Raw genomic sequence first — 24,611 nt, 5'->3', positions numbered from 1 at the left:
GGTTAACCCTTACGCATCCAGTCTGTCCGCTGATGTCCACAGATCACGCCGCTTTGCGGTTGAGCAGCGCGTACAGCAGGATTGCCCCGAACGTGGCGGTGCCGATGCCGCCCAGCGCGAACTGGCCGAACTTGAGCGTGAAGTCGCCCGTGCCCAGGATGAGCGTGATGGCCGCCACGATGAGGTTCTTGTTCTGCGAAAAGTCCACCTTGTTGTCCACCCAGATCTTGGCCCCGGCCACCGCTATCAGGCCAAACACCACGATGGACACGCCGCCCATCACCGGCAGCGGAATGGTCTGGATCAGTGCGCCGAATTTGGGGGAAAAGCCCAGCACCAGCGCAAACACACCCGCCAGCAGGAACACGGCGGTGGAATAGATCTTGGTCGCCGCCATCACGCCGATGTTTTCGGCATAGGTGGTCACGCCCGTGCCACCGGCGCTGCCACTGACCATGGTGGCAATGCCGTCGCCGATGAACGCGCGGCCCATGTAGCGGTCCAGGTTCTGGCCGGTCATGGCCGTCACGGCCTTCACGTGGCCCAGGTTCTCGGCCACCAGGATGATGGCCACGGGCGCAATCAGCAGCATGGCATTGCCGCTGAACTGCGGGGCTGCAAAGTTCGGCAGGCCAAACCACGCAGCGTTGGCCAGTGCAGTCAGGTCCATGGGCTTGCCCAGGCCCAGGCCGTTGGTCAGTACTGCATAGATGATGCTGGCCACGATCAGCCCGACCAGGATCAACAGGCGCTGCACCATGCCGCGCGTGAGCACGGCCACCAGGCCCACGCTCACAAAGGTCACCACCTGCATCCAGCTGTCAAAGTTGCTGGCCGCCATGTTCTTGATGGGAATGCCCGCGAGGTTCAGCCCGATCACCGCCACCACCGAGCCCGTGACCACGGGCGGCATGAAGCGCTCGATCCAGCCCGTGCCAATCGCCTGCACCAGCGCTCCGATGAGCGTGTAGACCAGGCCACACGCAATGATGCCGCCCAGCGCCACGCCGATGTTGGCATTGGCCCCTTGGCCCGCATAGCCCGTGGCCGCAATCACCACGCCAATGAACGCAAAGCTCGAGCCCAGGTAGCTGGGCACCTTGCCGCCGGTGACGAGGAAGAAGATCAGCGTGCCGATGCCGCTCATCAGGATGGCCACGTTCGGGTCAAAGCCCATCAGGATGGGCGCCAGCACCGTGGCGCCAAACATCGCAATCACGTGCTGCACGCCCATCACCGCCGTCTGCGGCCAGGGCAGCCGCTCGTCCGGCGCGATCACGCCGCCTTGTTGCAACACATCAGCGCTTTTCACACGCCAGTTCATGAATCCCATGTGGTTGTTCCTTGTGGTTGAGGCGCGAATGCTAGTGGATGCGGCCAGGGTGGGGGACGAGCATCCCGGGCGGGTTACGATGCCCCCGCCCCCGCGAGGCGCCCCGCACCGCTGCCCAGACCCTCACTGCCATGTTTCCTGCACCCACTTGCCCCTCGTGCCGCCAACCCATGCAGGCACACCGCTTTGCCAGCAACCTGGGCGATTCGCTGGAGCTGGACATCTGCTTTGCCTGCCAGGGCCTGTGGTTTGACCGGCACGAGAACCTGAAGCTCACGCCCCAGTCCGTGGTCGAGCTGTTTCGGCTGCTGCACGAGCACCGTGTGGACCAGCACCAGGCCCTGGCCGAGAGCATGGCCTGCCCGCGCTGCAACACCAGCCTGGCCAAGGGTTACGACGTGGTGCGCAGCGGCCGCTACATGGTGTACCGCTGCGGGCGACAGCATGGGCGCTTCAGCACCTTCTCGTCCTTCATGGTCGAAAAAGGCTTTGTGCGCCACATGACGCGCCCCGAGATTGACGACCTCGCCAAGCGCGTGGGCGCCATCTACTGCACCAGCTGCGGCGCGCCCGTGGACATCCGCAAGGACCACGCCTGCCCCTATTGCCGTGCCGCTTTCTCCCTCATCGACCCCCAGGCCGTGGTGCGCGCCATGGAGGGCTATGCCGCCGCGAGCGCCAAGGCACCGGCGGCGCCGGCATCGCCCGTGGACATTGGCGACGCCCTGGTGGCCCTGGAGCGCGACCGCACCCGGGCCGAGCGGGAGCGCCAGAAGCGGGCGTTCACCACGGCCAGCAGCGACGCCAATGACAGCTCGTTCACCGGAGATCTTCTGGCCGCCGGGGTGGCGCTGGTGTGGGCGCTGGTGAAGGACTAGGGATTCAGCGTCGCGCTGGCGGCAAGCCCCGCCAGTGCATTGACATACCGCAGCATGCGCTGCGGTCATTCACGACAGACTGGGGCAGACCGTTCAGAATGGTCCAAGAACCTGTTCTGAGGCCCCGAGGCCCCGAGGCCCTGAGGCCCTTGCCCTGGGCCACCCACGCAACCGTGGCGCCCGCTGCCACTGGAGGAGCGCCCCGTGCCGCAGTCCCCCACCCGACGTCCAGCCCGACCGCCGCGCAGCCCTGCGCCACCGGCGCGTGTGCCCCGCCCCACCGGCAGCCTGCTGCAGCGCGCACAGCTGCCGCCCGTGCCCAGCACCCTGCTCATCCCTTTGGCCGCGCGTGCCCACGGCGGCCGCTATTTCCCCTGGCTCGACTGCCACGATGCGGTGGCCCAGGCCTTGCTGACCCAGCTGGGTGCCGATGTGAACAGCACCCTGGACGACCTGCCCACGGTGCTGCATGTGCTGTGGCGCACCCGCGCCATCAAGGAGGCGGGGCACGCCTTTTTTGCCGAGCACCCGCAGGCCCTGGGCGTCAACCTGGGGTGTGGCCTCACGCACCACTTCCAGTGGCTGGACACGGGGGCCAACCATTGGCTTGATGCGGACCTGCCTGCAGTGATGGCGCTGCGCAAGCCCCTGTTGCCGCCGCAGTGCCCGCGCATCCGCCATGCCGATCTGGACCTGTCGCAACCCGGCTGGTGGCAGCGGCTCGGGCTGCCCGCGCAGCGCACCGCCCCCCCGGTGCTGCTGGTGTGTGAGGGCGTGTTGATGTACCTGCCACCCGCGCAGGTGCACGCCGTGCTGGCCGAGTTTGCGCAGCACGCGCCGCCGGGCTCGCGCATGGTGCTGGATGTGATGACGCGCCAGGCCGTGGGTTGCGCGGCCCGCCACGCCAGCGTGGGGCCTACGGGCGCAGAGTTTCGCTGGGGTGTGGGCCGCATGGCAGAGCTGGCAGCCGTGCACCCGCGCCTGCAACTGCTGCGCGAGCAAAGCGTGGCGGAGGGCTATGGCTGGGCCGGTATTGCCATGGACATGTGGTGGCGCCCCTGGATCGGTGCGCCGCTGTATGGCCTGGCCACGCTGGGGGTAAGGGACGGCCCCCCCTGAGCCGCTTCGCGTCTTCCCCCTGAGGGGGACGCCACCGGTGGCCTGGCAAAGCCAGCTCCACGGTGGCGCTGGCGTGGGGCGCGCCCGTTGCAGAGGTTGGCTACGGCCTGAGCGTCAGTGCGCGCATCCATTGGGGTGCCTTGCCCGTCAGCTGCCCCACGATGGCCGCCTGCAGCGGTGGCAGGCGCCGCGCGCCCTGCAGCACCAGTTGCCGCAGCAGGCGGGGTACCGGGCGGGCGTCGGTGTACAGGCGCACGATGGCGTTGGTGCCCTGGTAGATGGGCCAGGCGTGGCGGTGGTGGCCCTGGGCGTAGGGGGTGAGTGCGTCGGCGCTGCCAATGTCCAGCCCTCGCTGGCGTGCGCTGACCAGCGCGGCGGTGAGCCGCTCCACGCCGGCCAGGCCCAGGTTGTAGCCATGGGCCGTGACCGGGTGCATGCCCACGGCAGCGTCGCCCAGCAGCGCGCAGCGGTGGCCCGCAAAACGCTGCGCATACACGGCCACCAGCGGGTAGGCGTGGCGTTCGCCCACCAGCGCCATGGGGCCCAGCCGGTCGTTGAACTGGGCCTGCACCTGGGCGGCAAAGGCCTCGGGGCCTTTGGCTATCAGCGCCGCCGCATCGGCCGCACCCGCGGTGACCACCACCGAGCACAGCGCATGCCCCTCTTGGGGGTCGTCCGGCAGGGGCAGCACGGCCAGTGTGCGGTCGTAGCCAAAACACTCGTGGGCCACGTTGCCGTGGGGCAATGTGTGGCGCATGCGGCAGACGATGACGGTGCGGCCAAAGTCGGTCATCTGCGCGCCCATGCCCAGCTGGCGGCGCGTGGCCGAAAAGCGGCTGTCGGCGGCCACCAGCAGCGGGGCGGTCAGGCGCTGGGGCGTGGCGTTGTTGCCGGGTGCGGTGGGCACGCAGTCCAGCTCGGCATGGCCGGGCAGCGTGGCCACGCGGGTGACCTGGGTGCTGGTGACAAGGTGAACCCCCGGCGTGCGGGCCGCCACGGCATAGGCGGTGCGCCGCAGCGCATGGTTGGGCACGATAAAGCCCAGGGCGCCGGGCGCTGCACCCCCCGGGGTCTGCGGAGTGTTCAGCTGCAGCGCGCTGTGCTGACCCAGCGGACCGTCGTGTACCTGGGCTTCGCTGATGGTGCCCACCTCATGATCGGCCAGCCGGGCCCAGGAGCCAAGGCGTTGCAGCGTGGACCGGCTGGGGTGCGTCAGCGCGATCTCGCGGCCGTCGGGCGCAGGCGCGGCCAGCACGCTGTCGCTCTGCTGTTCCACCACGGTGGTGGTGAACCCGGCCTGCGCCAGGGAGATGGCCAGCGACAGGCCCGCCGGGCCTGCGCCGACGATGAGCACGTCGCTGTGGTGGGTGGTCATGGCGGGAGGGATGCAAGGTGACAAGGCGCCCGCCCCGGCGTGGGGAGGCAGCGCGCCATTGTGGGCGGGCGGGCTTTGGCGGGCTTTGCCCTGCGTCAAGCCATGGTGTGGCGATGCTATCCAATCGATAGCTGCTTGTGCATATGGTTCTAGCGCTTGGTGGCTAAAACACCCATATGTCAGTCCTTGGCCGCCTTGCGCGGGGTTTTGGTGGACTTCTTCCTGGCCGGGCCCGCCTTTTTACCGCGCAGGTGCAGTACCCAGGTGACCAGCAGCCACAGGTAGCCTGCAGCGATGCTGTACGCCGCAAAGGCCGCCAGCGACAGCGGCGGCGCGGTGACGGAGCGCGGGTTGGCAATGGTCTCCAGCAACTGGCGCGTGCCGGTACCCAGCGTAGGCGTGGCGTGCTGGCTGCCCGAGCGGGCCATGAGGGCGCCCATGAAGGTGAAGAACTCCATCAGCAGCGCGCCGATCAGAAAGCAGGCCAGCAGGGCCATCAGCTGTGCAAACGCCCGCCGGTTGCCCTTGGCCAGGAACACGATGACCGACACCAGCCACAGCACGGGCAACAACAGGGCCACGGCGGGCCAGGCGGAAAGGAGCATTTGCATCAGAGCGACGGGCCAGGGCCCCCGGGGGAAATTTCGGCAACAACTGGCGCACAGGCGCCCAGAAACGGCCCAGGGGCATGTGCCCGCCAAACCATGCGCAAAGTATAGGTATCCCGCTGGTGGGGTCGCCGCTCCCGGCCGCGCAGCACCCGCAGGCCCGGTTTTGGCATGTCAATTCGGAGACCGCGCAGCATGGTCAATGCCGCAGCGCGCTGGTACGCTGCGTCGCCATGGAGACAAAACAAAACACCCCGCCTTTCATTCCCCAGATCCGCCTGTACCAGAACTGGCTGCGCGACGCCCGTGGCCTGCAGTTCGACAGCTACGACGCACTGTGGCGCTGGTCCACCACCGAGCTCGATGCCTTCTGGCAAAGCGTGTGGGACTACTTCCAACTGGAGTCGCCCACCCCCCACACGGCCGTGCTGGCCAAGAACACCATGCCCGGCGCGCAATGGTTTCCCGGCGCCCAGGTCAACTACGCGCGCCAGGCGCTGAGGCATGTGGATGCGGCCCACGCCGCAGGCCTGCCCGCCATCATCAGCCGCAATGAAAAAGGTCACCACCGCGAGCTGAGCTGGCCCGAGTTGCGGCGCCAGGTCGCGTCGCTCGCGCTGCACCTCAAGGCCCAGGGCGTCCAGCCCGGCGACCGCGTGGCCGCCTACCTGCCCAACGTGCCCGAGGCCATGATCGCCTTCCTGGCCACGGTGAGCATCGGCGGCGTGTGGAGCATCTGCGCGCCCGACATGGGTACGCATGCGGTGCTCGACCGCTTCCGCCAGATCGAACCCAAGGTGCTGATCGGCGTGGATGGCGTGAGCTACGGCGGCCGCGACCACGACCGCCGCCCCGTGCTCGCCGAGCTGCGCGAGGCCCTGCCCAGCGTGCAGCATGCCGTGCTGCTGGGCAATCTGGATGCTTCTATTTCTATAGCAGACTGGACAGATTGGACTAGCGCTACCGCCCAAAACGATGCAGAAACGGCTGCCTTCGAGCCGATGTGGCTGCCGTTTGACCACCCCCTGTGGATCGTCTATTCCAGCGGCACCACCGGTTTGCCCAAGCCCATCGTGCACGGCCACGGCGGCACGGTGCTGGTGGCGCTGCAGCTCAAAGTGCTGCACAACGACATCGGCTGCAGCTACGAGCCCAACAGCTTTGGCGAGCGCTACCACTGGTACAGCTCCACGGGCTGGGTGATGTGGAACGCGCAGCTCTCGGGCCTGCTGTCGGGCACCACCTGCGTGATCTACGACGGCAACCCCGGCGGCAGCAAGGACCACCCCGACTGGGGCGTGCTGTGGCGCTTTGCCGCCGAGACGGGCGTGACCTTCTTCGGCGCGGGCGCGGCGTTTTTTGCCAACTGCATGAAGGCGGGTATCACGCTGGCCGACTATGGCGACCTCACGCGCATCCGCGCGCTGGGCACCACCGGCTCACCGCTGTCGCCCGAGGTGCAGCAGTGGGGTACGGCGCAGTTCGAAGCGCTGGGCACATCCGATATCTGGTGGAACAACATCTCGGGCGGCACCGACTTTTGCGGTGCCTTCATCGGCGGCCACCGCGAGATGCCCCAGGTGCCGGGCGAGATGCAGTGCCGCATGCTGGGCGCGGCCGTGGAGTCATGGGATGCCGAGGGCCGCCCTGTGCAGGACGCGGTGGGCGAGCTGGTCTGCGCGCAGCCGATTCCATCGATGCCGCTCTACCTGTGGGGTGACAAGGACGGCAGCCGCTACCTGTCGAGCTACTTCGACATGTATCCCGCAGGCCATGGCCGCCAGCCCGGCGGTGGCGATGGCCCCGCGGGCATGGGCGCGGTGTGGCGCCATGGTGACTGGCTCAAGATCGGCGCCAACGGCGGCTGCGTGATCTACGGCCGCAGCGACGCCACCATCAACCGTCACGGCCTGCGCATGGGCACGAGCGAGATCTACAGCGCTGTCGAATCCTTGCCCGAAGTGCTCGACAGTCTGGTGGTGGACCTGGAGTACCTGGGCCGCGAAAGCTACATGCCGCTGTTTGTGGTGCTGCGCCCCGGCAACGTGCTGGACGAGGCCCTGCGCGCGCGCATCAACGGCGCGGTGCGCACGGCCCTGAGCCCGCGTTTTGTGCCCGACGACATCTTTGTGGTGGCGGAGGTGCCACGCACCCTGAGCGGCAAGAAGCAGGAGCTGCCCATCAAGAAACTGCTGCTGGGCCAGCCCATCGACAAGGTGGTCAACAAGGACGCCATGGCGAACCCGGGGTGCCTGGACTGGTATGTGGCGTTTGCTGCAGAGCGCAAGGTTGCATAGCCACGCCGAACCGGTGGCCCCTTGCAACCGGAGCGCAGAATGCCTGCAGCGCCAACGCTGGGCGGGCCGTCAGCGGTGGGGCTATTCGGGCATGAACCCGTCAAACCGTTTGAGCACGGCGTTGGCGCGGCCGTTTGACTTGGCGGCATACAGTGCCTGATCGGCGGTGGTCAATAGAGCGCTTGCACATGCAGAGGGGCTGCTTGCGGAAACGTCCCGCAAGCCTTCACGGCAGTCTGCCCAGCGGGCTGACTCCTTGTCAAAGCAACCGACACCGATAGAGACGGTAAGAAATCCTGTCCCCGAAGCCGTGTGCGGGATTTTGAGCCGTGCCACATTCGCCATCAGTGAACTCGCGACGGTCATTGCCCCGGCGCCATCGGTATCCGGCAGAATCAACGCAAACTCTTCTCCACCGTAACGGGCAGGAAGGTCTGCAGGGCGATTTGTACAGGCACGCATGGCACGAGCGATGCCAATCAGCGCATCGTCTCCTGCACCGTGCCCGTAGGTGTCGTTAAAACATTTGAAATGGTCCACGTCCAGCATCAGCACGGACAGCGGTGTATGGCTGCGCTGGGTGCGCTTGCATTCCATCATCAGCGCTTCATCCAGCGTGCGACGGTTGGCAATCCCAGTTAGCGCGTCGATGGCAGAGAGTGTGCGCAGACGGTCTACTGCCAGCTTCAGCCGCAACTGGGTTTTTACCCGCGCAGCCACTATGGCGGGCCGAAATGGCTTTCCGATGAAATCCGCCGCTCCGCTGGCCAGCCCTTTTTCTTCCATCTCTTCGCTATTGTGGCTGGTGATGAAAATGGTGGGCACTTGTTCAAGCGACGGTTGTAAGCGCATAGCACTCAGCACTTCAAAGCCCGACATGCCCGGCATGTCGGCGTCCAGCAAGATGACATCTGGCGGCTCCTGCAGGGCCAGCCGAAGAGCGTCAGCACCATTGAGTGCGTAGCGCACACGGCCGATGGCAGTCAGTGTCTTGGCCAGCACCTGGATCACCGTAATGTCGTCATCGACGATCAAAATATTGGCGCTGGTCGGGTCAATCAAATTGGGCATGGTTGGTAGTCTCTTTCGCAGAGCGCATGTCTTGCCGACATCGTGTGGTGTCGAGCGCAGCAAGCCCGTGGCGCAGATTGTGTCTCAGGCACAAAAGCACTAGGCCTCGTCGGTCAATACGTTCGATAGCGTGCAGGCGGCAGCTGCAAAGTCCAGCGAGTGAACGGCATGGCTCAGAGACTCCATGGCTTGCGGACCCATGAGAGAAAGCAAGTCTGGGGCGAGATTCTCAAAGTTTTTGATCGCCGCCAAGTCCTGCCGGTCAAGAAGCCGTCTCAGATCTTGTACCGCTTGCAGCGTGGATTCCGACACATGGTTCGCAGTGCGTTCCGCGCCGCTGACATTGCCCGGTGCTGTGGGAGGCCTTGCATCACTCGCAAGTGCTACTTCAGCCGCAGCGCTCAGTTGTCTGAGCGCATCGTTCAGCGAAGCGAGCAAGGCCGCAGCGTCCGTGGTCTCGTCAGCGTCAGCGGCTTGATGTCCGTCTCCCTCGCGCAGCAAAGTTTCCAGCTGGGACGCAATTGCATGCAGCCTGGTGGCACCCAACATGCCAGAGGAGCCTCGCAGCTTGTGCACACGAGAGACCAAAGCGTCATGTTCCTGCGTGTTGGCGCTGTCGGTCGTTGGAGGAAAACCGTCGCTGTAGTCGCGCAAAAAGCGTTGAAGCAAGTTGGTGAACAGCCCAACGTCGCCTTGCATCAAGCGTTTTGCATCCTCGGCGCGAATGCCCTCAATGTCGGGCCAGTGGACCGATGTGGACTGGTAGCCCGCCGGTTCGGCGAGTGCAACGGCTGCAGTAGTCCCGCGCGCTCTGGTTACCTGCGCGTGCACAGTGCGCACCAACAGCGCGGGGTCCAGTGGCTTGGTCAGAAACGCGTCCATGCCAGCAGCCTCTGCGCGGCGCCGTTCCTCGGTCAGTGCCCCGGCTGTCAACGCAATGATGGGCAGCTTGATCAAGCCGAGTTGGTGGCGCGCACGTCTCGTTGCTTCGTAGCCATCCATGACAGGCATTTGGATGTCCATCAGAACGGCATCAAAACTGGTGCCGCTGCCCTTCATGGCAGTGAGAGCCAGTAAGGCATCATGGCCGTTGACGCAGACTTCCACGGTTGCGCCTTCTTTCTTGAGCATCTGGCTGGCCACTTCCAGATTGATGTCGCTGTCGTCCACCAGCAGAATGCGCATGCCTTGCAGCCATTGGCCTTGTATGGCCTCCAGTCGGGTGAACTGCACGACATGATCTTGCCGCCCCGTGCGTTCCGCCACACTGGCGTTGATGGCATTGAACAGGGAAGATGGATTCACTGGCTTAGTCAGGATGCGGTTTACCACCCCCGTGGGGTCGTGGCTGGCAACATGATCTCTTTCTTGGGCAGATACGACCAGCGTGGCCGGCAAGTCCTTGTTGCCTATGCGCTCCGTGAGCATGATCAATGCCTGTATACCGTCCAAACCCGGCATCTTCCAGTCCACGACCAACGCATCCGGCAGCGGTTGGTGCGCGTCCGCCAGTTCCTGCATTCGGTGAACCAATTCGGTACCAGAGTTCAGCGCTGTAGTACGCCAGCCAAAAGCCTCACCCATTTGCACCAGATTCACTCTGTCGAGCTCGTTGTCGTCAACGATGAATATGCTCAAGCGTCTTTGGCTGGATACTGATTGCCCGGACAGGTCCTCTTCATCGGCGACGGCGAACGGCAGCCGCACCCGGAACGTACTGCCGGCGCCCACCGTGCTGTGCGCACCGACTTTTCCCCCCATGAGTTCGCACAAGCGTTTGACGATGGACAGCCCCAGCCCCGTTCCACCAAACCGCCGTGTGGTGGACGCATCGGCCTGCGCAAACGGGGTGAAGAGGCCCTTCAGTGCCGTTTCAGAAATACCTTCACCGGTATCCACCACCGAAAATTCCAGCCAGACATGCGGGTCGGCATTGCCCGGATTCTGTTCCCGTGCGACCCGCAGCGACACGCTGCCTTGGGAGGTGAATTTGATGGCATTGCTCAGAAGATTGGACAGCACTTGCCGCAGACGCGTTGGATCTCCCAGCAAAGCTGCGGGCAATACATTCACGCCTTTCAGTTCGATGCTCACACCCTTGTTAGAAGCTTGGGGCGAGTAAAGCTGAAACAATTCCGTCAGCAATTCGGCAGGGCTGAATACGACTGACTCTGTGGTCATTTCCCCAGCTTCAATCTTCGATATATCCAGCACATCATTGATGATGCCCATCAAGGATCTGCTGGCAATTTGCATCTTGGCCAGGAGTTGGCGCTGGTCATCGTTCAAAGGGGTGTCTGCCAGCAAGTGGGACACGCCGAGCACGGCGTTCATGGGAGTCCGGATTTCATGGCTCATGTTGGCCAGAAATATGCTCTTGGCGGCACTCGCCGCTTCTGCTTCGGCCTTCGCGTGGCGCAAACTTTGCTCTTGCAGGTGGTGCTCCGTCATGTCCTGCGCGATACCGAGATACCCAATAATTCCACCCTGCGTGTCCCGGACCGTGTTGACTGACAGTTGAACAGGCAGATGGTGCCCGTCCTTGTGTACGTAGGTCCATTCACGGCTTTCAAAACCTAGCCGTTCAGCCTCGTGCACAAAGACTCGGAAACCCTGAACCGGGTATCCATACCTTAACGAAAGCTCTTGCCCGTAGGTGTTGACCTCTTCTGCCAAGTGCAGGGGCGCTGGAGAGCTGATCCCCACCATTTCTTGTGCCTTGTACCCCAGCATTTTCTCGGCACCGGTATTGAAGAGGGTAATGGTCCCCTCAAGGTCGGTGGCAATGATGGACTGTTGGGTAGCAGCGCCCAGAACACCCTCGAGGGTGGCGACCACTTGCTGCAGGTGTTCCTCAGCCTTCTTCGTGGCAGAGATGTCTTGGTGTGTGCCAGACATCCATTGCGGCGCACCCTCTGGGGTGCGCGTAATAACCTGTCCGCGGGATTGAACCCAGACCCAATGACCCGTTTTGTGGCGCATTCGCACGACGCTCTGGTAGTGCGGCAGTTCTCCACGGAAATGGGTATCCAGCAGACCCTGCGCTACGGGAAGGTCGTCCGGGTGGCAACGGGTTTTCCAGGTATCGATACTGGTGGGCTGCAGCTCCGCAAGGGTATAACCAATGATGTCTGCCCAGCGCTCGTTGACGGTGATCTCGCCTGTCTGGACGTTCCACTCCCAGGTGCCGACATTCGTGCCCTCGATGATGTGCGCCAGTCGTTCACGCTCCCTGGCAAAGGCCTGGCGGCTTGCCACAATGTCCGTGATGTCGTGCACGATCACGTAAAAACCTCGGACCTCCCCGTTCACGATGTCAGGCAGGTAGTTGGCCAGTGAGTGGCGGCTTCCCATGCCATCAGGACGAGGGATGGAGCGCTCGAATTTTTGCCTTTCGCCGCGCAAGGCCCCCTCTATGTAAGGGCGGTTGCGCTCGAACATATCGGCCCCTAGCAGCTGGACCATGGGTATGCCAAGCAAGCTGGAGGGCTCAACACCAAACCAATCGCTGTAGGCCTTGTTGGCAACGCGGTTACGGAGGTCCTTGTCCCAGTAGCCGATCATGGATGGCACGGAATCGAGCACTGTTTGCAGGTCATGGCGCGCGCTTTCCAAGTCCGCAGTGCGGCTTGCAACCTGTTTTTCGAGACTGGAGGCCAGGTCTGCCATCGCTTTTTCTGCACGCTGACGGTCTCGAATATCTCGCATGAAGCGGGCGATGCCGATGATTTGGCCCCGTTCACTGCGTATTGCACTGGCCGTGACAGAAACCGGTGCGAGCACGCCGTCCTTTGCCAACAGTGTCATGTCCACAGGGTCTGCGTCGCCTTTGGACATGACCTTCATTACCAGCTGCTCTTCCTTGCCCTTTTCATCAACAGCCGTCATGCGCTCGATCATGGGTTGTCCCATGGCCTCATCCCTGGTGTAGCCGAACAGGCGCTCTGCCGCAGGGTTCCAGATGATGACCTTGCCTTGCGTTGATTCCCCCACAATGGCATCCGCAGAGCTTTCCATAATCGTCGCCAGCTGAGCCTGCTGCTGCAGGATCTTTCGCTTGCGTTCGAGGCCCGACCGCACAGCCCCCACCAGTAGCGACATCAAAAGGCTGGTCACCATCCCGACGGCAAGTACCGTACGCCACGACAACTGATCGAGGCCTTTGGTGAACTCGGGCCTTGCGGATAGCTCGAAGCGCCATAACCGGCCGTAGATTTCGCGCTCCAATGTCTGCTGCAAGGTGGTTTTTACAGGGGTTCGTTGGCGCTGACTGTTGAATACAGGGTCTGGCTGCGAGGGGTTGGAGACATCGGTGATTGACAGGTCGTACTGCAGCTGTGTGATGTTGAAGTCGGCGAGCACTTCGCTCAATGCGAGGGGTGCGTAGGCCCATCCAAAGCCCATGGACTCGCGGTTGTCAATACCCTCTGGGGTTGTCCCGCCGCGGTAAATCGGAAGGAGGAATAGCACTGAGCGCTGGGGGTCCCCTGATGCCTGGATCAGGGTGATGGGGCCGGTAATTGTGGCTTTGCCCGTTTGCATGGCAGAAATGGCTGCCTGGCGGCGGTTGGCCTCAGACCCAATATCCAGTCCTTGAGCCATGCGGTTGCGCTCATAAGGCTCTATGTATTCGATGACAAAGCGGTCGTCGCTGTGCTCGTTCAGTGTTTTGATCGAGAACCCGGTGAGTCCACCGGCCCGCCTCGCTTGCAGATACGGTTCTGTCTGTGGCCTGGGTACTTTTCGAATGAAGCCAAAACCCCGCGCGCCAGGAAACTCTTGATCGAAGTTCCGCGTTTCGTAGTATTGGCGGAACAGACGTTGGTTGATACCACCCTCGCCAGCCGTTACCACCACAGCCCTGGCCCCTCGCAGGCCGTATTCATACAGTTGCACGCGCTGCTGAAGGCGCTCAACAACATCGTCTGCCAGGGCTTCAAACGTAGTTTGGGCGGAGTGGGTGTTGGCGGCCATTTGGTAGCCAGCGAAAAGTCCGCTCGCTACCGCTCCAATGAGGAAAGTAGCAACCATCCAAGCCAGGGGAGACGACCACAACTTATTCGTACGCATGGATCGAACATCCTCCAAATGATGGCTGTCGCTGAGCAGTGGCATGTGCACAAGGTGGGGCCATTCACCCGGTGATGAGTTGACTCAGCGCCCCCCCAATCCCCATTGGCCAGCCAGCCTGCCAGCGTTGCACAGTTTGCCAATACGTGTATTGCCGTCGCCTGTGCTCTCTCTGTGCGCACATAGCATGCAGCGATTTTTCCGTGTCTCGTGCACACTATAAAGACAGAGAGTGGATATTGAGTCTAACGAGAGCCAAAGGGTGTACAGCCATGTCCATTGCAGCAGCGGCATTGCGCAATCATTATGACGAGCAGCGGGAGCAAATACTCATCGTTGACGATGATGTGGGCTGTGTGCGCCTGTTGCATGCCGTGGTGGCTGACCTGGGCGACGTCGCTTTCACAACGCAGGCAGGTAATGCCATCGGTTTGGCAAAACATGTGCTGCCGAGCGTTGTGCTTCTTGATGTCTCCATGCCCGAACGGAACGGGTATCAGCTTTGCGAGGATTTGAAGGCCTGTGCAGAAACACGAGATGCTGCCGTCATCTTCATTACCAGCAATGACGGTTTGGATGAAGAACTGAAAGCGTTTGAGGTGGGCGCCTCGGATTTCGTGCCCAAGCCTTTCAACCCCCAGCTTGTGAGGGCCAGAGTGCAGGTTCAATTGGCACTGCGTCGGGAGCAGCGAAGGCTTTTGAGCACGCAGCGGGATCTGGACCACGTCATCAGAAATGTGCCAGGGCACATCACTTTCTGGAATAGCGACCTCATATGCCAACTTTGCAGCGATCATGAGGGGCGATGGTTCCGTGTCCCCACAGGTGGTTTCAAGGGAAAACCGATTCGCGATGTGCTCGGAGATCCAGTGGCTGAATGCGTTCAGCCCCTGTTGATCCGGTTGCTGCAGCGGGCCGGTAGCGGCATCCCGTCAGTAGAAGATAGTGTTGCGCTGGCCTGCCTTGCCGCTGATGGCCACAAACGCGATATCCATGCATCGATGGCCTTGCGCATGGATGCGCAGAACCGTTGGGGTGCCTTGCTCCTGTTGACGGATGTAACTGCTGTCAATGCGGCAGAGGCTGCGCTGAGTGAGGAGAGGGCCCGTGCCCAGGTCATTCTCCGCTCCATCGGCGACAGTGTGATTGCGACAGATGCGGTGGGCCGTATCACTTACATCAACCCCGTTGCGGAGACCATGACCGAGTGGGGGATGGCAGATGCAGTCGGGCAATCGATTGAATGCGTCATGCCCCTCGTGACCCACGGCGAGGAGGTTCCTCTTCAGAACCCTGTTCGCATAGCGCTGAGGCAACAAAGAACGGTGGGCATGGCGCTGGACACAGTGCTTGTGACACGCAACGGCAGCAGAGTGAATGTGGAAGATTCCGCCTCCCCTATTCGGGATGCTGATGGCAACATTTCGGGCGCAGTTGTCGTTTTCCACGATGTGAGTGAGGCGCGGGCGATGGCCATCAAGATGACCCATCTGGTCCAGCATGACCAACTCACCGACTTGCCGAATCAGTTACTTCTGGCCGACCGGATATCCCAGGCAATGCGCTCCGCCATGGCTGGGCATAGTTCCTTGGCGTTAATGATTCTGGACCTGGATCACTTCAAATTCGTCAACGACTCACATGGCCACCACATTGGGGATCTGATCCTGCGCACTGTGGCTGATCGGTTGACCGCTACTTTTTCCAGCGACGCCACGGTCAGCAGGCAAGGGGGTGATGAATTCATGATCCTGCTCCCCGAAATTCAATCGCCTGAACAAGCGCGGCTTCTGGCGCAGGCAGCGATTGATGTGGTGTCCTCGACGATCATGATCGAAGGCACTGATTTCCATGTGGGCTGCAGCGTGGGTATCAGCGTCTATCCTGACGATGCGTTGACGCGAGAGGATCTCATGCGACATGCAGATTCAGCGCTGTACCGGGCCAAATCCGACGGACGCAATCGCTACAGCTTTCACTCGGCATCCATAGAGCACATGCTCATGCAACGCAGCCGCACAGGAAAAACCCTGCGCGCAGCAATAGACAATGGCAGGGTGGAGGTTCATTACCAGCCACAAGTTGAAGTGCCCAGCCTGAGAGTGGATACCGTAGAGGCTCTTGTTCGGCTTCGAGATGAATCCGGTGAATTGATCGCACCATCAGAGTTCATCGCATATGCCGAGGAGACCGGGCTGATTGTTGCCTTGGGCCGCGCAGTGCTCCTGGATGCATGCAAGCAGATCAAAAATGCGCGCGCTCTGGGTCACAACCTTCATGTGGCTATCAATGTCTCCATCGTGCAATTTGCGCAACCCGATTATTTGGAATCGCTGTGCGAGCTATGTGCTGCGCATGGCGTCAATCCAGAGTGCATTGAGCTGGAGATTACCGAAGGGCAATTGATGCGGGATGCCGATAATATGAAGCACCTTCTTGACCGACTCCGGCAGCATGGTTTCCGGGTCGCCCTGGATGATTTCGGTACGGGTTACTCCAGTTTGGCCTACCTTAGCCAGCTTCCGGTGGATGTACTCAAAATTGACAAATCATTCGTGTCGCAGCTTGCGACATCACACCAGAGCGTCTCCATAGCGTCGGCGATCATTCAGTTGGGCAAGAGCCTGCAGATGGGGTTGATTGCTGAAGGAGTAGAAACCCAAGGACAAGTAGACCAGCTGTTGGGTATGGGTTGCAACACCATGCAGGGATACTTTTACAGCAAGCCCATGGCTGCAGACGCATTGCTGGTCTGGCTGGAGCAGAGAAAACAGACACAACCCAGCGTGTAAGCCATTTTGTCGCCAAGGTCCGTAGGCTGTGTTGCCTCGAGAGGAGGGAGACAGGGCAGCTTGTAGTTCTGACCCTGATTTCCGAGTTCTGGCTGATACCGCACTTGATGGCCTGTGCAGCAGTTGGCGAACTGCGATGGTTGAATAGCTCAAGCTGGTTGTGCAGGGCCTTATGTGCTTTCGAGATAAGCGGTAGGACCTATTTCGTGCATTGAAGTGCGCCCTTATGAGCCAGCAGTATTCCGGTCTGCCTCCGTTATTTGCGGGGACAGAGTTTGTTTGGGGCTCTGTGGCTGATGCCACCGCGGTGGCCCCCCCCCCATCAACGCACTAATCCAGTTTGGCGCCAGATGCCTTGATCAACCGCTCCCACACCGGCCGTTCCTTCGCAATCGCCGCCGCAAACAGCGCGGGTGAGCTGTTCTGCACATCAAAGCCCATGGCCACAATGCGCTGCGCTACATCGGGCTGCTCGGTGGCCTTGCGTACTTCGGCGGCAATGCGCTCCAGGATGGCAGGGGGCGTGCCGGCGGGCGCGCCAAACGCCAGCCACCCGGCCACGCGGTAGGCTTCGTCGTTCAGGCCCTGTTCGGCCAGGCTGGGCACGTTGGGCAGGGTGCCCATGCGGCGCTCGCCGCTCACGCCAATGGCCTTGAGTTTGCCGGCGTCGATGTGTGCCTTGACCTGCAGTGCGCTGGCAAAAGCAATCTGGATCTGCCCGCCCAGCAGGTCCTGCACCATGGGGGCCTCGCCCCGATAGGCCACGTGGCTCATGTCGGCGTTTTGCGACTGGCTCATGTAGGCCCCGGCCAGGTGTGGGTAGGCGCCCGTGCCATACGAGCCATAGGCCACCTTGCTCTTGTTGGCGGCGATGTATTTCAGCAGCTCGGGGCCGGTAGCCACGGGCACGCTGGGGTGGGCCACCAGCACCAGGGGGGCGATGGCGATCTGGTAGATGGGCGCGATGTCGCGCTCAGGGCTGTAGGGCAGCTTGGTGTATAGGAACTGGTTGGTGAGCATGGAGTTGCTCAGCCCCAGCAGCAGCGTGTAGCCATCGGGCGCGGCCTTGGCCACCGCGTCGGTGCCGATGATGCCGGCCGCGCCGGGCTTGTTGTCGATGACCATGGGCTGGCCCAGGCCCACCGCCATCTTCTCGGCCAGCACGCGCGCCAGCACATCCGTGGCGCCGCCGGGTGCAAAGGGCACGACCACCTTGATCGGCTTGTTGGGGTAGGCGGCCTGCGCCCAGGCGGCGGTGCCGGTGCAGGCGGTGGCGGCGGCCAGCGCGGCTGCGCCGAGCCAGGTGCGGCGGGTTGTCAGGGGGTGGAAGGGCATGGGTTGTCTCCTGTTTTGGTTATCAAAATTCATGAGCGGGCTACGCCTTGCATGGTGGCGGGCCGGGGCCTGGCTGTCACGCCATGGGCTTATGTGGTTTGGGGGCTCTCTGCAGCGGGGCCAATGGTGGTGCGGACGGTGATGGGGAGGGGCGCTGTCACTTCGCGCAGTCGTACTGCCAGCGTGTCGGCATCAGGGCCTGGCGCCACGGTCACGCGCACCGCGTTGTCGCCGTCGGGCTGCACCTGGGGGCGGGGTTGGACAGGGGTGTCGCCGCACACCCCATCGACCAGCGCCTGCACCGTGTGGCTGGCCGCGCGCTGGCGCAGGTCGGGCTTGTAGATCTTGCCCACGTTGGTCACAGGCATGGTCTCGATCACCTGCACCCAGCGCGGGCGGGCCACGGCCTCGTCCACGCGTTCGGCGGTGAAGGCCAGCAGTTCGGCCTCGGTCACGGCCTGTGCACCGGGCACCAGCGTGGCGTAGACCACGGGCAGCTCGCCGGCATAGGCGTCGGGCGCACCCACGGCCGCGCACAGCTGCACGGCGGGGTGGGCGCCCAGCGCGTCTTCGATCACCTTGGGGTCGATGTTGTGGCCGCTGCGGATGATGAGGTCCTTGGAGCGGCCGCTCAGGTGCAGGCGGCCCAGGTCGTCCACAAAACCCAGGTCGCCTGTGGCCAGCCAGCCATCGTGCGTGAAGGCCTTTGCGGTATCGGCTGCGTCGAGGAAACCGGAGAACAGGTTGGGCGATTGAAAAAGCACCATGCCCGGCTGGCCGTGCGGCAGGTCCTGGTCGGACGCATTGCCCTGCGCATCAAGCGCCACCACACGCAGCTGCGTGTAGGGCAGCCGCCAGCCCACGCAGCCCGCCGGTGCATTGACGCCGGGGGGCGTGATGGTGGAGATACCCGCCATCTCGGTCATGCCCAGGCTTTCGTGGATGTGCAGGCCAAACAGGCGCTCAAACCGGGCAGCCAGCTCGGGCGCCAGCATGGCCGCGCCCGTGCGGCAGTAGCGCAGCGTGGAGATATTGGCGCTGCCCAGCGGCACGTTGGCCAGCGCCGCCAGCACGGTGGGCACGGCCGACAGGTAGGTGCAGCGATAGCGCTCCACCAGCCGCCAGTAGTTGGCAATCACCTCGCGGTTGCGGAACAGGCCGGTGGTGGGGATGATGGTTTCCACCCCCGCAGACAGCGCCGCCAGCGAGCCCGGCAGCACGCCCGCCACGTGGAACAGCGGGTAGCCGTTGATGCCCACATCCTCTGGGCGGATGCCTTGCATCTGCACGCAGCCCCAGGCGGTGAACACCTGCGCGCCGTGACTGTGGCGCGCCAGCTTGGGCGCGCCGGTGGTGCCACCGGTGTGGAAGTACGCGGCGATGTCAGTGGCCGCAATGTGGCGGCCACTGACCAGGTGGTCGTCGGGGTGCTGGTGGCGCGTGGCCAGGTCCATCGCCCCCTCGGGCAACGGGCCTGCCGTGCCCGGGGCTTCGTCGTGCGGGGCCACGCGTAGTACCGTGGTCAGCGTGGGCACCAGGGCGCGCAGGCGCAGGGCCTTGCTCCAGTAGCCCACATCGCCTTCGGCGCCATAAGCAATCAGCACCTTGGCACGCGCCAGGGTCATCATGGCCGCGATTTTCTCGTCGGTGAGCATGGGGTTGAGCGGCTGCACGATGCCCGCCGCCTCACCGCCCCACAGGGCCAGGTGGTACTCCAGGCAGCCGGGCAGCAGCACGGCCACCGCGTCCTGCGGGCCCACGCCCAGGTGGTGCAGCAGGTTGGCCGTCTGGTGGATGCCGGTGAGCAGCTGGGTGTACGACCAGCGGATGGGCTCGGCGGCAGGGTCGGCCGTGGGCAAAAAGGCCAGCGCCGTCTTGTCGCCAAACGCATGGGCCGAGTTCACGAAGATTTCGTACGTGCTTTGCACCGGCAGTGCCTCAGCCAGGGGATGGGCTTCGAGCCGCTGCACGTCCTGCAGGCTGCGCACCGGGGCACCGGGAGCAAAAGGTCTGTGGAGCGGGGGCATCTGAGGGAGGCGCATGGAGTGTCTCGGGTCTTGTCGGAATGCGGATCGGTCACTGATGGGGGGCGGATGCGGCCTCGTCCTACCCGGCCGCGCCCGCCGCGTGGCCACAGTCTGTCTGTGTGCCAGCGCAAAAGCAGTCACGCAGATGTCAGAGAGGGTTAACGATCCCCTGCGATGCCGTCCACAGGCTCTCAGCGCCAGGCGGCGCTGCGGCACACCCATAATGGACCTTGTTGATTGCCACTGCGCGCCCCTCCGCGCGCCATCACTCCATGAACACTCCGCAGCAGCCCAAACGTTTTTCGATGATTCGTGAGTTCCACCTCGCCGACTGGTTCACGCTGGGCAATGCGGTCTGCGGCGTGGGTGCGCTGTTCTCGGTCATGTCGTACCTGGAGACCAGCAATGTGGTGCATGTGTACTTTGCATGTGCCCTGGTGCTGGCCGCGCTGATCTTTGACGTGCTTGACGGCCGCATCGCCCGCTGGCGCCAGAAAAGCTCGGCCATGGGCCGCGAGCTGGACTCGCTGGCCGACGTGATCTCGTTCGGTGTGGCCCCGGCCATCATTGCCTACGGCTGCGGCATGCAGGGCCTGTATGACCGCATCGTGCTGGCCTACTTTGTGGCCTGCGGCGTGTCGCGCCTGGCGCGCTACAACGTCACGGCCGAAACGCTGTCGGGAGACGATGGCAAGGTCAAATACTTCGAGGGCACGCCCATCCCCACCTCGATCGTGCTGGTGGCGTTGATGGCCCTGGCCGCCTGGCTGGGCGCGGTGCGCGAGAACCTGTGGTTCGGCAAGTTGCTGATCGGCGGCTTCACGCTGCACCCGCTGGTGCTGCTGTTTGCGGTGTCGGGCTCGCTGATGATCAGCCGGATTCGCATTCCCAAGCTCTGAGCCACTGGCTGCCCTGTCATCTCCTGTCCTGTCGTTCTGGATGTTGAACACCATGGCACTGCAAAAAATCGCAGCGTTTTCTGACGGCACACAGGGCGGCAACCCCGCCGGTGTGTGGATCGGTGACGAGCTGCCCGCCCCCGCTGATATGCAGCGCATCGCCGCTGAAGTCGGCTTTTCTGAAACCGCGTTTGCCGCCCCGCTGGGCGATGGCCGCTGGCGGGTGCGCTACTTTGCGCCCGAGAGCGAGGTGCCGTTTTGTGGCCACGCCACGATTGCCCTGGGCGCCGCGCTCGCGCAGCGCGAGGGCGACGGCGTGTTTGCGCTGTCGCTGAGCCAGGCCGATATCACGGTTGAAGGCCGCCGCGCGGGCGATCTGGTGCAGGCGGCGTTGCAGTCGCCCCCCACGCGCAGCGGGCCTGTGCCTGCTGGGCTGCTGGCCGATGCGCTGGCTTTGTTCGGCCTCAGCGCGGCCGATCTGGACCCGCGGATTCCGCCCGCGCTCATTCATGGCGGTGCCGACCACCTGGTGCTGGCCCTGCACAGCCGCGCCGCGCTGGCGGCCATGCACTACGCGCTGGACGTTGGCCGCACGCTGATGGTGAACGCCAAGCTGGTCACCATCGTGCTGGTGTGGGTGGAGTCAGACCGCCAGCTGCACACCCGCAATGCCTTTGCGTCGGGCGGCGTGCTGGAAGACCCGGCCACGGGTGCCGCCACGGCCGCGCTGGCGGGCTACCTGCGCGACCTGGGCTGGCCGCACGGCGGTGCCATTGACGTGGTGCAGGGCGAAGACATGGGCATGCGCTCGCGCCTGCGGGCCGAGATCGGGCCGGTGGCAGGCAGCTCCATCCGGGTGTCGGGCACTGCACGGTGGATGGGCGATGGCGAATGAGTTTTGCTATTGAAAATATAGCTGCTAACACATGATTCACTAGCGCTACCGCCCGATTGGTGCAGAAATCTGGCAAACCGAGCACGTGGGGGCCTTGTACGCCCGGCCCGGCCCCCCGCTCGGCTCAGGCGCTGATCTCGTCCTGCAGCCACTGCACAAAAACCAGCGTCTCCGGTGACGGGTCCGGCGCCATGCCCAGGTAGTGCCGCGTCAGCGGCAGCCGCAAGCTGGGCAGCGGCGACACCAGCCGCCCCGAGGCCAGGTCGTGGGTGATCAACGACACCGGCGCCACCGCAAAACCCAGCCCGTCCAGGGCCGCCTGCAGCACAAAGTGCAGATGGTCAAACTGCAGGCAACTGGCGGGCTGGAGCGTTGGTGCATTCACCTGTTTCTTCCAGCTTTCCCAGTCTTTGCTGCGCGACTTGGACAGCAGCAGTACGTGGGCCGACAGCGCCTCGGGCTGCGTCACCGGGCGCTGGGCGAACAGGGAAGGCGACCCCACCACCAGCGCCTCGTCCTCCAGGAACGGGTGGACCTGCATGCCTGGCGGCCACCCGCGCGGGCCGCGCCGCAGGGCCAGGTCGAAAGCCTCGGCCGCGTGGTCGGGCGCCAGCGTGCTGGTGATGACCTGGGGCTCGATGTCCGGGTGCTGGGCCACAAAACCCGGCAGCCGGGGGATCAGCCACCGCACCGCAAAGCTGGGCCGCACATTGATCTTCACGCTGCGCAGCCCGGCATCGCCCCGCAGCGCCTTTGCGGCGGCGCCGATCTGCGCGAGCGCAGGGCCGACCTGCGCATGGAACTGGTGGCCTGCCGCGGTGAGCAGCACCTGCCGGGTCTTGCGCTCGAACAGGTCCACGCCCAGGTGGGCCTCCAGCGCCTTGATCTGGCGACTGATGGCGCTGTGGGTGACGTGCAGCTCCAGTGCGGCGTGCGTAAAGCTCTGGTGCCGCGCTGCCGCCGCAAAGGCGCGGACGGCGTTCAGCGGGGGCAGGCGGGGTGGCATATGAGAAATTTTTTCACACGTGCTGCGCCGTAGCAGGCCGCCGGTTCACCAGCACAATCCCCGTCGCCACCAGTACCAGCGCTGCCACCAGCCCGGGCGTCACGGGCTCACCCAGCCACAGCGCGCCAAATAGCAGCGCAAACACCGGCGTGAGGAACACAAACACCGAGATCTTGGTCGCCGGGTAATGCGCGAGCATCCACATCCAGGCCAGGTAGCTCACAAACGCCCCCACCAGCGCCTGCACCAGCAGCGAGCCCCAGGCAAAGCCGCTGAACTGCCAGACCCACGCCTCGCCCAGGCCCAGAGACAGCAGCGGCAGCACTGCTGTGCTCACGCCCACCTGGTACAGCAGCTGCTTGGCAGGCGCCACACGCGCCAGCGGCGTGGTGCGGATGACCACCGTGGTCAGGGCCCACATCAGGCCTGCCGCCAGCCCCAGCAGGTCCCCCAGCCATCCTTGTGGCAGCGCCGTGCTGGCATGGCCCAGCAGCCCGTCGCCCAGCGCCAGCCCCACGCCCACAAATGCCGCTGCCAGGCCCAGCCACTGCCAGCCCTGCAAGCGCTCCCCGGGGATGAAACGCGGCAGCAGCAGTGCCACCCAGAAGGGCGACGCATACAAGAACACCGTGAGCCGCGAGGCGGTGGTGTACTGCAGGCCCAGGTAGATACACGCGAACTCGCCTGCAAACAGCGCCCCCGCCAGCAACCCGGCGCGTGTGGCCCCGGCGGGCTCGCCCGTGCTGGCAAGACTGACGCCACGCCACAGGCACCAGGCCGCTACGGCCACCGTGGCCAGCGCAAAGCGCACAAACGCCTGGAACACAGGCGCCACTTCGGCCACCGTGGCCTTGACCAGCACCTGCTGGAAGCCCCAGAACATGCAGCAGGCGAGCAGCAGGGAGATGGCGAGGGCGTCGATGTGTGTTTTGCGGGTGGAAGGCATCGGCGCATTATCAAAGGGCGCGCTGGGTCTGCCGGTCGCCTGGGTGCATCCGCTGACCTCCTTGCAGTCCGCTGTGAATGCCGAAAATGCGCATACGGACGCTTACACAGGCCCACGGTACACTTTGCGCCTTCTGAAACAGGTTCCCGCGCTCCTTTCACTACCTCCCTCATGGCCCTTACGACGGCGGCGCAGTCCCGCTCCAGCTTTGACCTCAAGAGCGCCTCGCTGCCGGTGGTGGCGGTGCTGCTCAAGACCACCGACGCAGCCCAGTTCGCAGCCGATCTGGCCGAGCGTGTGGCCGATGCCCCGGGCTTTTTTGACAACGACCCCGTATTGATCGACCTGGCGCCTGTGCGTGAGGCCGAAGCACCCATCGACTTTGCGGCCATCGCAGCCGCGCTGCGCGAGCACAACACTCTGCCTGTGGCCGTGCGCGGCGGCAGCACTGCCCAGATGGAGGCTGCGCGCGCCGCAGGCCTGGCCGCAGCGCCCGATGCCCCCCCTGCGCGCACCGAGGCGCCAGCGCCGGTGCAGGAAGTGGTGCGTGAGGTGATCCGCGAAGTCGAGGTGGAAGTGGTGCGCGAAGTACCCATGCCCGGCCCCGGCACCGTGGTGGTGGACAAGCCCCTGCGCTCGGGTCAGCAGGTGTATGCGCGCGGCGCCGATCTGGTGGTGATGGCCGTGGTGAGCTTTGGCGCCGAGGTGATTGCCGACGGCAACATCCACGTCTATGCGCCGCTGCGTGGCCGCGCGATTGCCGGTGCGCGGGGCAACACCGAAGCCCGCATCTTTTCGACCTGCCTGGAGCCACAACTGGTCTCCATCGCAGGCATCTACCGCACCACCGAGACCGAGTTGCCCGCCGATGTGCGTGGCAAGCCGGCCCAGGTGCGGCTCGAAGGCGAGAAGCTCATCATCGAGCCGCTGGCCTGACCTTTTCCCCTATTCGTACCAACC

At 64.0% G+C, this 24,611-nt stretch carries 16 protein-coding genes; 7 read left to right on the top strand and 9 right to left on the bottom strand.

Translation table 11 applies throughout. The features are described from left to right. Window positions 1-43: 43 nt before the first annotated feature. Window positions 44-1,333 carry a solute carrier family 23 protein gene (locus AC1Q64_RS12530; RefSeq protein ID WP_056742381.1) on the bottom strand — a complete coding sequence of 430 codons (1,290 nt, stop codon included), beginning with the start codon at window positions 1,331-1,333 and terminating at the stop codon, window positions 44-46. Between the two features lie 131 nt (window positions 1,334-1,464). Here AC1Q64_RS12530 and AC1Q64_RS12525 point away from each other — a divergent pair, with 131 nt between their 5' ends. After that, on the top strand, window positions 1,465-2,211 hold the full coding sequence (locus AC1Q64_RS12525; protein ID WP_056742379.1) for a zf-TFIIB domain-containing protein: 747 nt from the start codon (window positions 1,465-1,467) through the stop codon (window positions 2,209-2,211). 204 nt (window positions 2,212-2,415) lie between these two features. Then, the gene (locus AC1Q64_RS12520; RefSeq protein WP_492251539.1) at window positions 2,416-3,330 is read left to right on the top strand and encodes a class I SAM-dependent methyltransferase; all 915 of its coding nucleotides are present in this window, start codon (window positions 2,416-2,418) and stop codon (window positions 3,328-3,330) included. A 100-nt stretch (window positions 3,331-3,430) separates the two neighbouring features. Here AC1Q64_RS12520 and ubiM read toward each other — a convergent pair whose 3' ends face one another. Continuing rightward, window positions 3,431-4,705 (bottom strand): 5-demethoxyubiquinol-8 5-hydroxylase UbiM, encoded by a 1,275-nt coding sequence (gene ubiM / locus AC1Q64_RS12515; protein ID WP_492251538.1) that lies wholly within the window; start codon window positions 4,703-4,705, stop codon window positions 3,431-3,433. A 179-nt stretch (window positions 4,706-4,884) separates the two neighbouring features. Beyond that, a complete protein-coding gene (locus tag AC1Q64_RS12510) occupies window positions 4,885-5,316 on the bottom strand; it encodes a hypothetical protein (protein ID WP_291434929.1) in 432 nt (143 codons plus the stop codon). A 230-nt stretch (window positions 5,317-5,546) separates the two neighbouring features. On the opposite strand from AC1Q64_RS12510, the gene AC1Q64_RS12505 reads away from it, so the two are divergent. After that, the gene (locus AC1Q64_RS12505) at window positions 5,547-7,610 is read left to right on the top strand and encodes an acetoacetate--CoA ligase (RefSeq protein WP_492251537.1); all 2,064 of its coding nucleotides are present in this window, start codon (window positions 5,547-5,549) and stop codon (window positions 7,608-7,610) included. A gap of 81 nt (window positions 7,611-7,691) precedes the next feature. Here AC1Q64_RS12505 and AC1Q64_RS12500 read toward each other — a convergent pair whose 3' ends face one another. Together AC1Q64_RS12500 and AC1Q64_RS12495 are read right to left on the bottom strand one after the other, a co-directional pair. Beyond that, complete coding sequence (locus AC1Q64_RS12500; RefSeq protein WP_492251536.1) at window positions 7,692-8,681, bottom strand: GGDEF domain-containing protein; 990 nt, start codon at window positions 8,679-8,681, stop codon at window positions 7,692-7,694. A gap of 99 nt (window positions 8,682-8,780) precedes the next feature. Next, window positions 8,781-13,655, bottom strand: a complete 4,875-nt coding sequence (locus AC1Q64_RS12495; RefSeq protein WP_492251535.1) for a CHASE domain-containing hybrid sensor histidine kinase/response regulator — start codon at window positions 13,653-13,655, stop codon at window positions 8,781-8,783. Window positions 13,656-14,023: 368 nt separating this feature from the next. Between AC1Q64_RS12495 and AC1Q64_RS12490 the strand changes: the two genes are divergently transcribed. Continuing rightward, window positions 14,024-16,543, top strand: coding sequence for a two-component system response regulator (locus tag AC1Q64_RS12490; protein WP_492251534.1), 2,520 nt, complete (start codon window positions 14,024-14,026; stop codon window positions 16,541-16,543). Window positions 16,544-16,873: 330 nt separating this feature from the next. Here AC1Q64_RS12490 and AC1Q64_RS12485 read toward each other — a convergent pair whose 3' ends face one another. Continuing rightward, a complete protein-coding gene (locus AC1Q64_RS12485; protein WP_492251533.1) occupies window positions 16,874-17,878 on the bottom strand; it encodes a Bug family tripartite tricarboxylate transporter substrate binding protein in 1,005 nt (334 codons plus the stop codon). Window positions 17,879-17,967: 89 nt separating this feature from the next. Continuing rightward, window positions 17,968-19,920, bottom strand: coding sequence for an AMP-binding protein (locus tag AC1Q64_RS12480; protein WP_492251532.1), 1,953 nt, complete (start codon window positions 19,918-19,920; stop codon window positions 17,968-17,970). A 257-nt stretch (window positions 19,921-20,177) separates the two neighbouring features. On the opposite strand from AC1Q64_RS12480, the gene pssA reads away from it, so the two are divergent. Continuing rightward, the gene (gene pssA, locus AC1Q64_RS12475) at window positions 20,178-20,804 is read left to right on the top strand and encodes a CDP-diacylglycerol--serine O-phosphatidyltransferase (RefSeq protein WP_291434916.1); all 627 of its coding nucleotides are present in this window, start codon (window positions 20,178-20,180) and stop codon (window positions 20,802-20,804) included. A 52-nt stretch (window positions 20,805-20,856) separates the two neighbouring features. Beyond that, window positions 20,857-21,699, top strand: coding sequence for a PhzF family phenazine biosynthesis protein (locus AC1Q64_RS12470; RefSeq protein WP_492251531.1), 843 nt, complete (start codon window positions 20,857-20,859; stop codon window positions 21,697-21,699). A gap of 124 nt (window positions 21,700-21,823) precedes the next feature. Here AC1Q64_RS12470 and AC1Q64_RS12465 read toward each other — a convergent pair whose 3' ends face one another. Both AC1Q64_RS12465 and AC1Q64_RS12460 read right to left on the bottom strand, forming a co-directional pair. Next, window positions 21,824-22,705: a LysR substrate-binding domain-containing protein gene (locus AC1Q64_RS12465; protein ID WP_492251530.1), complete on the bottom strand. Its 882-nt coding sequence runs from the start codon at window positions 22,703-22,705 to the stop codon at window positions 21,824-21,826. A 13-nt stretch (window positions 22,706-22,718) separates the two neighbouring features. Further along, window positions 22,719-23,651 carry a DMT family transporter gene (locus AC1Q64_RS12460; protein WP_492251529.1) on the bottom strand — a complete coding sequence of 311 codons (933 nt, stop codon included), beginning with the start codon at window positions 23,649-23,651 and terminating at the stop codon, window positions 22,719-22,721. 171 nt (window positions 23,652-23,822) lie between these two features. Between AC1Q64_RS12460 and minC the strand changes: the two genes are divergently transcribed. After that, the gene (minC, locus tag AC1Q64_RS12455; RefSeq protein WP_492251528.1) at window positions 23,823-24,587 is read left to right on the top strand and encodes a septum site-determining protein MinC; all 765 of its coding nucleotides are present in this window, start codon (window positions 23,823-23,825) and stop codon (window positions 24,585-24,587) included. Window positions 24,588-24,611: the final 24 nt, after the last annotated feature.

The sequence above is a fragment of the Acidovorax sp. GW835-FHT14G06 genome (genome assembly GCF_058793595.1).
Note: the sequence above shows the minus strand (reverse complement) of the source record. Positions and strands in the feature narration are given on the sequence as shown.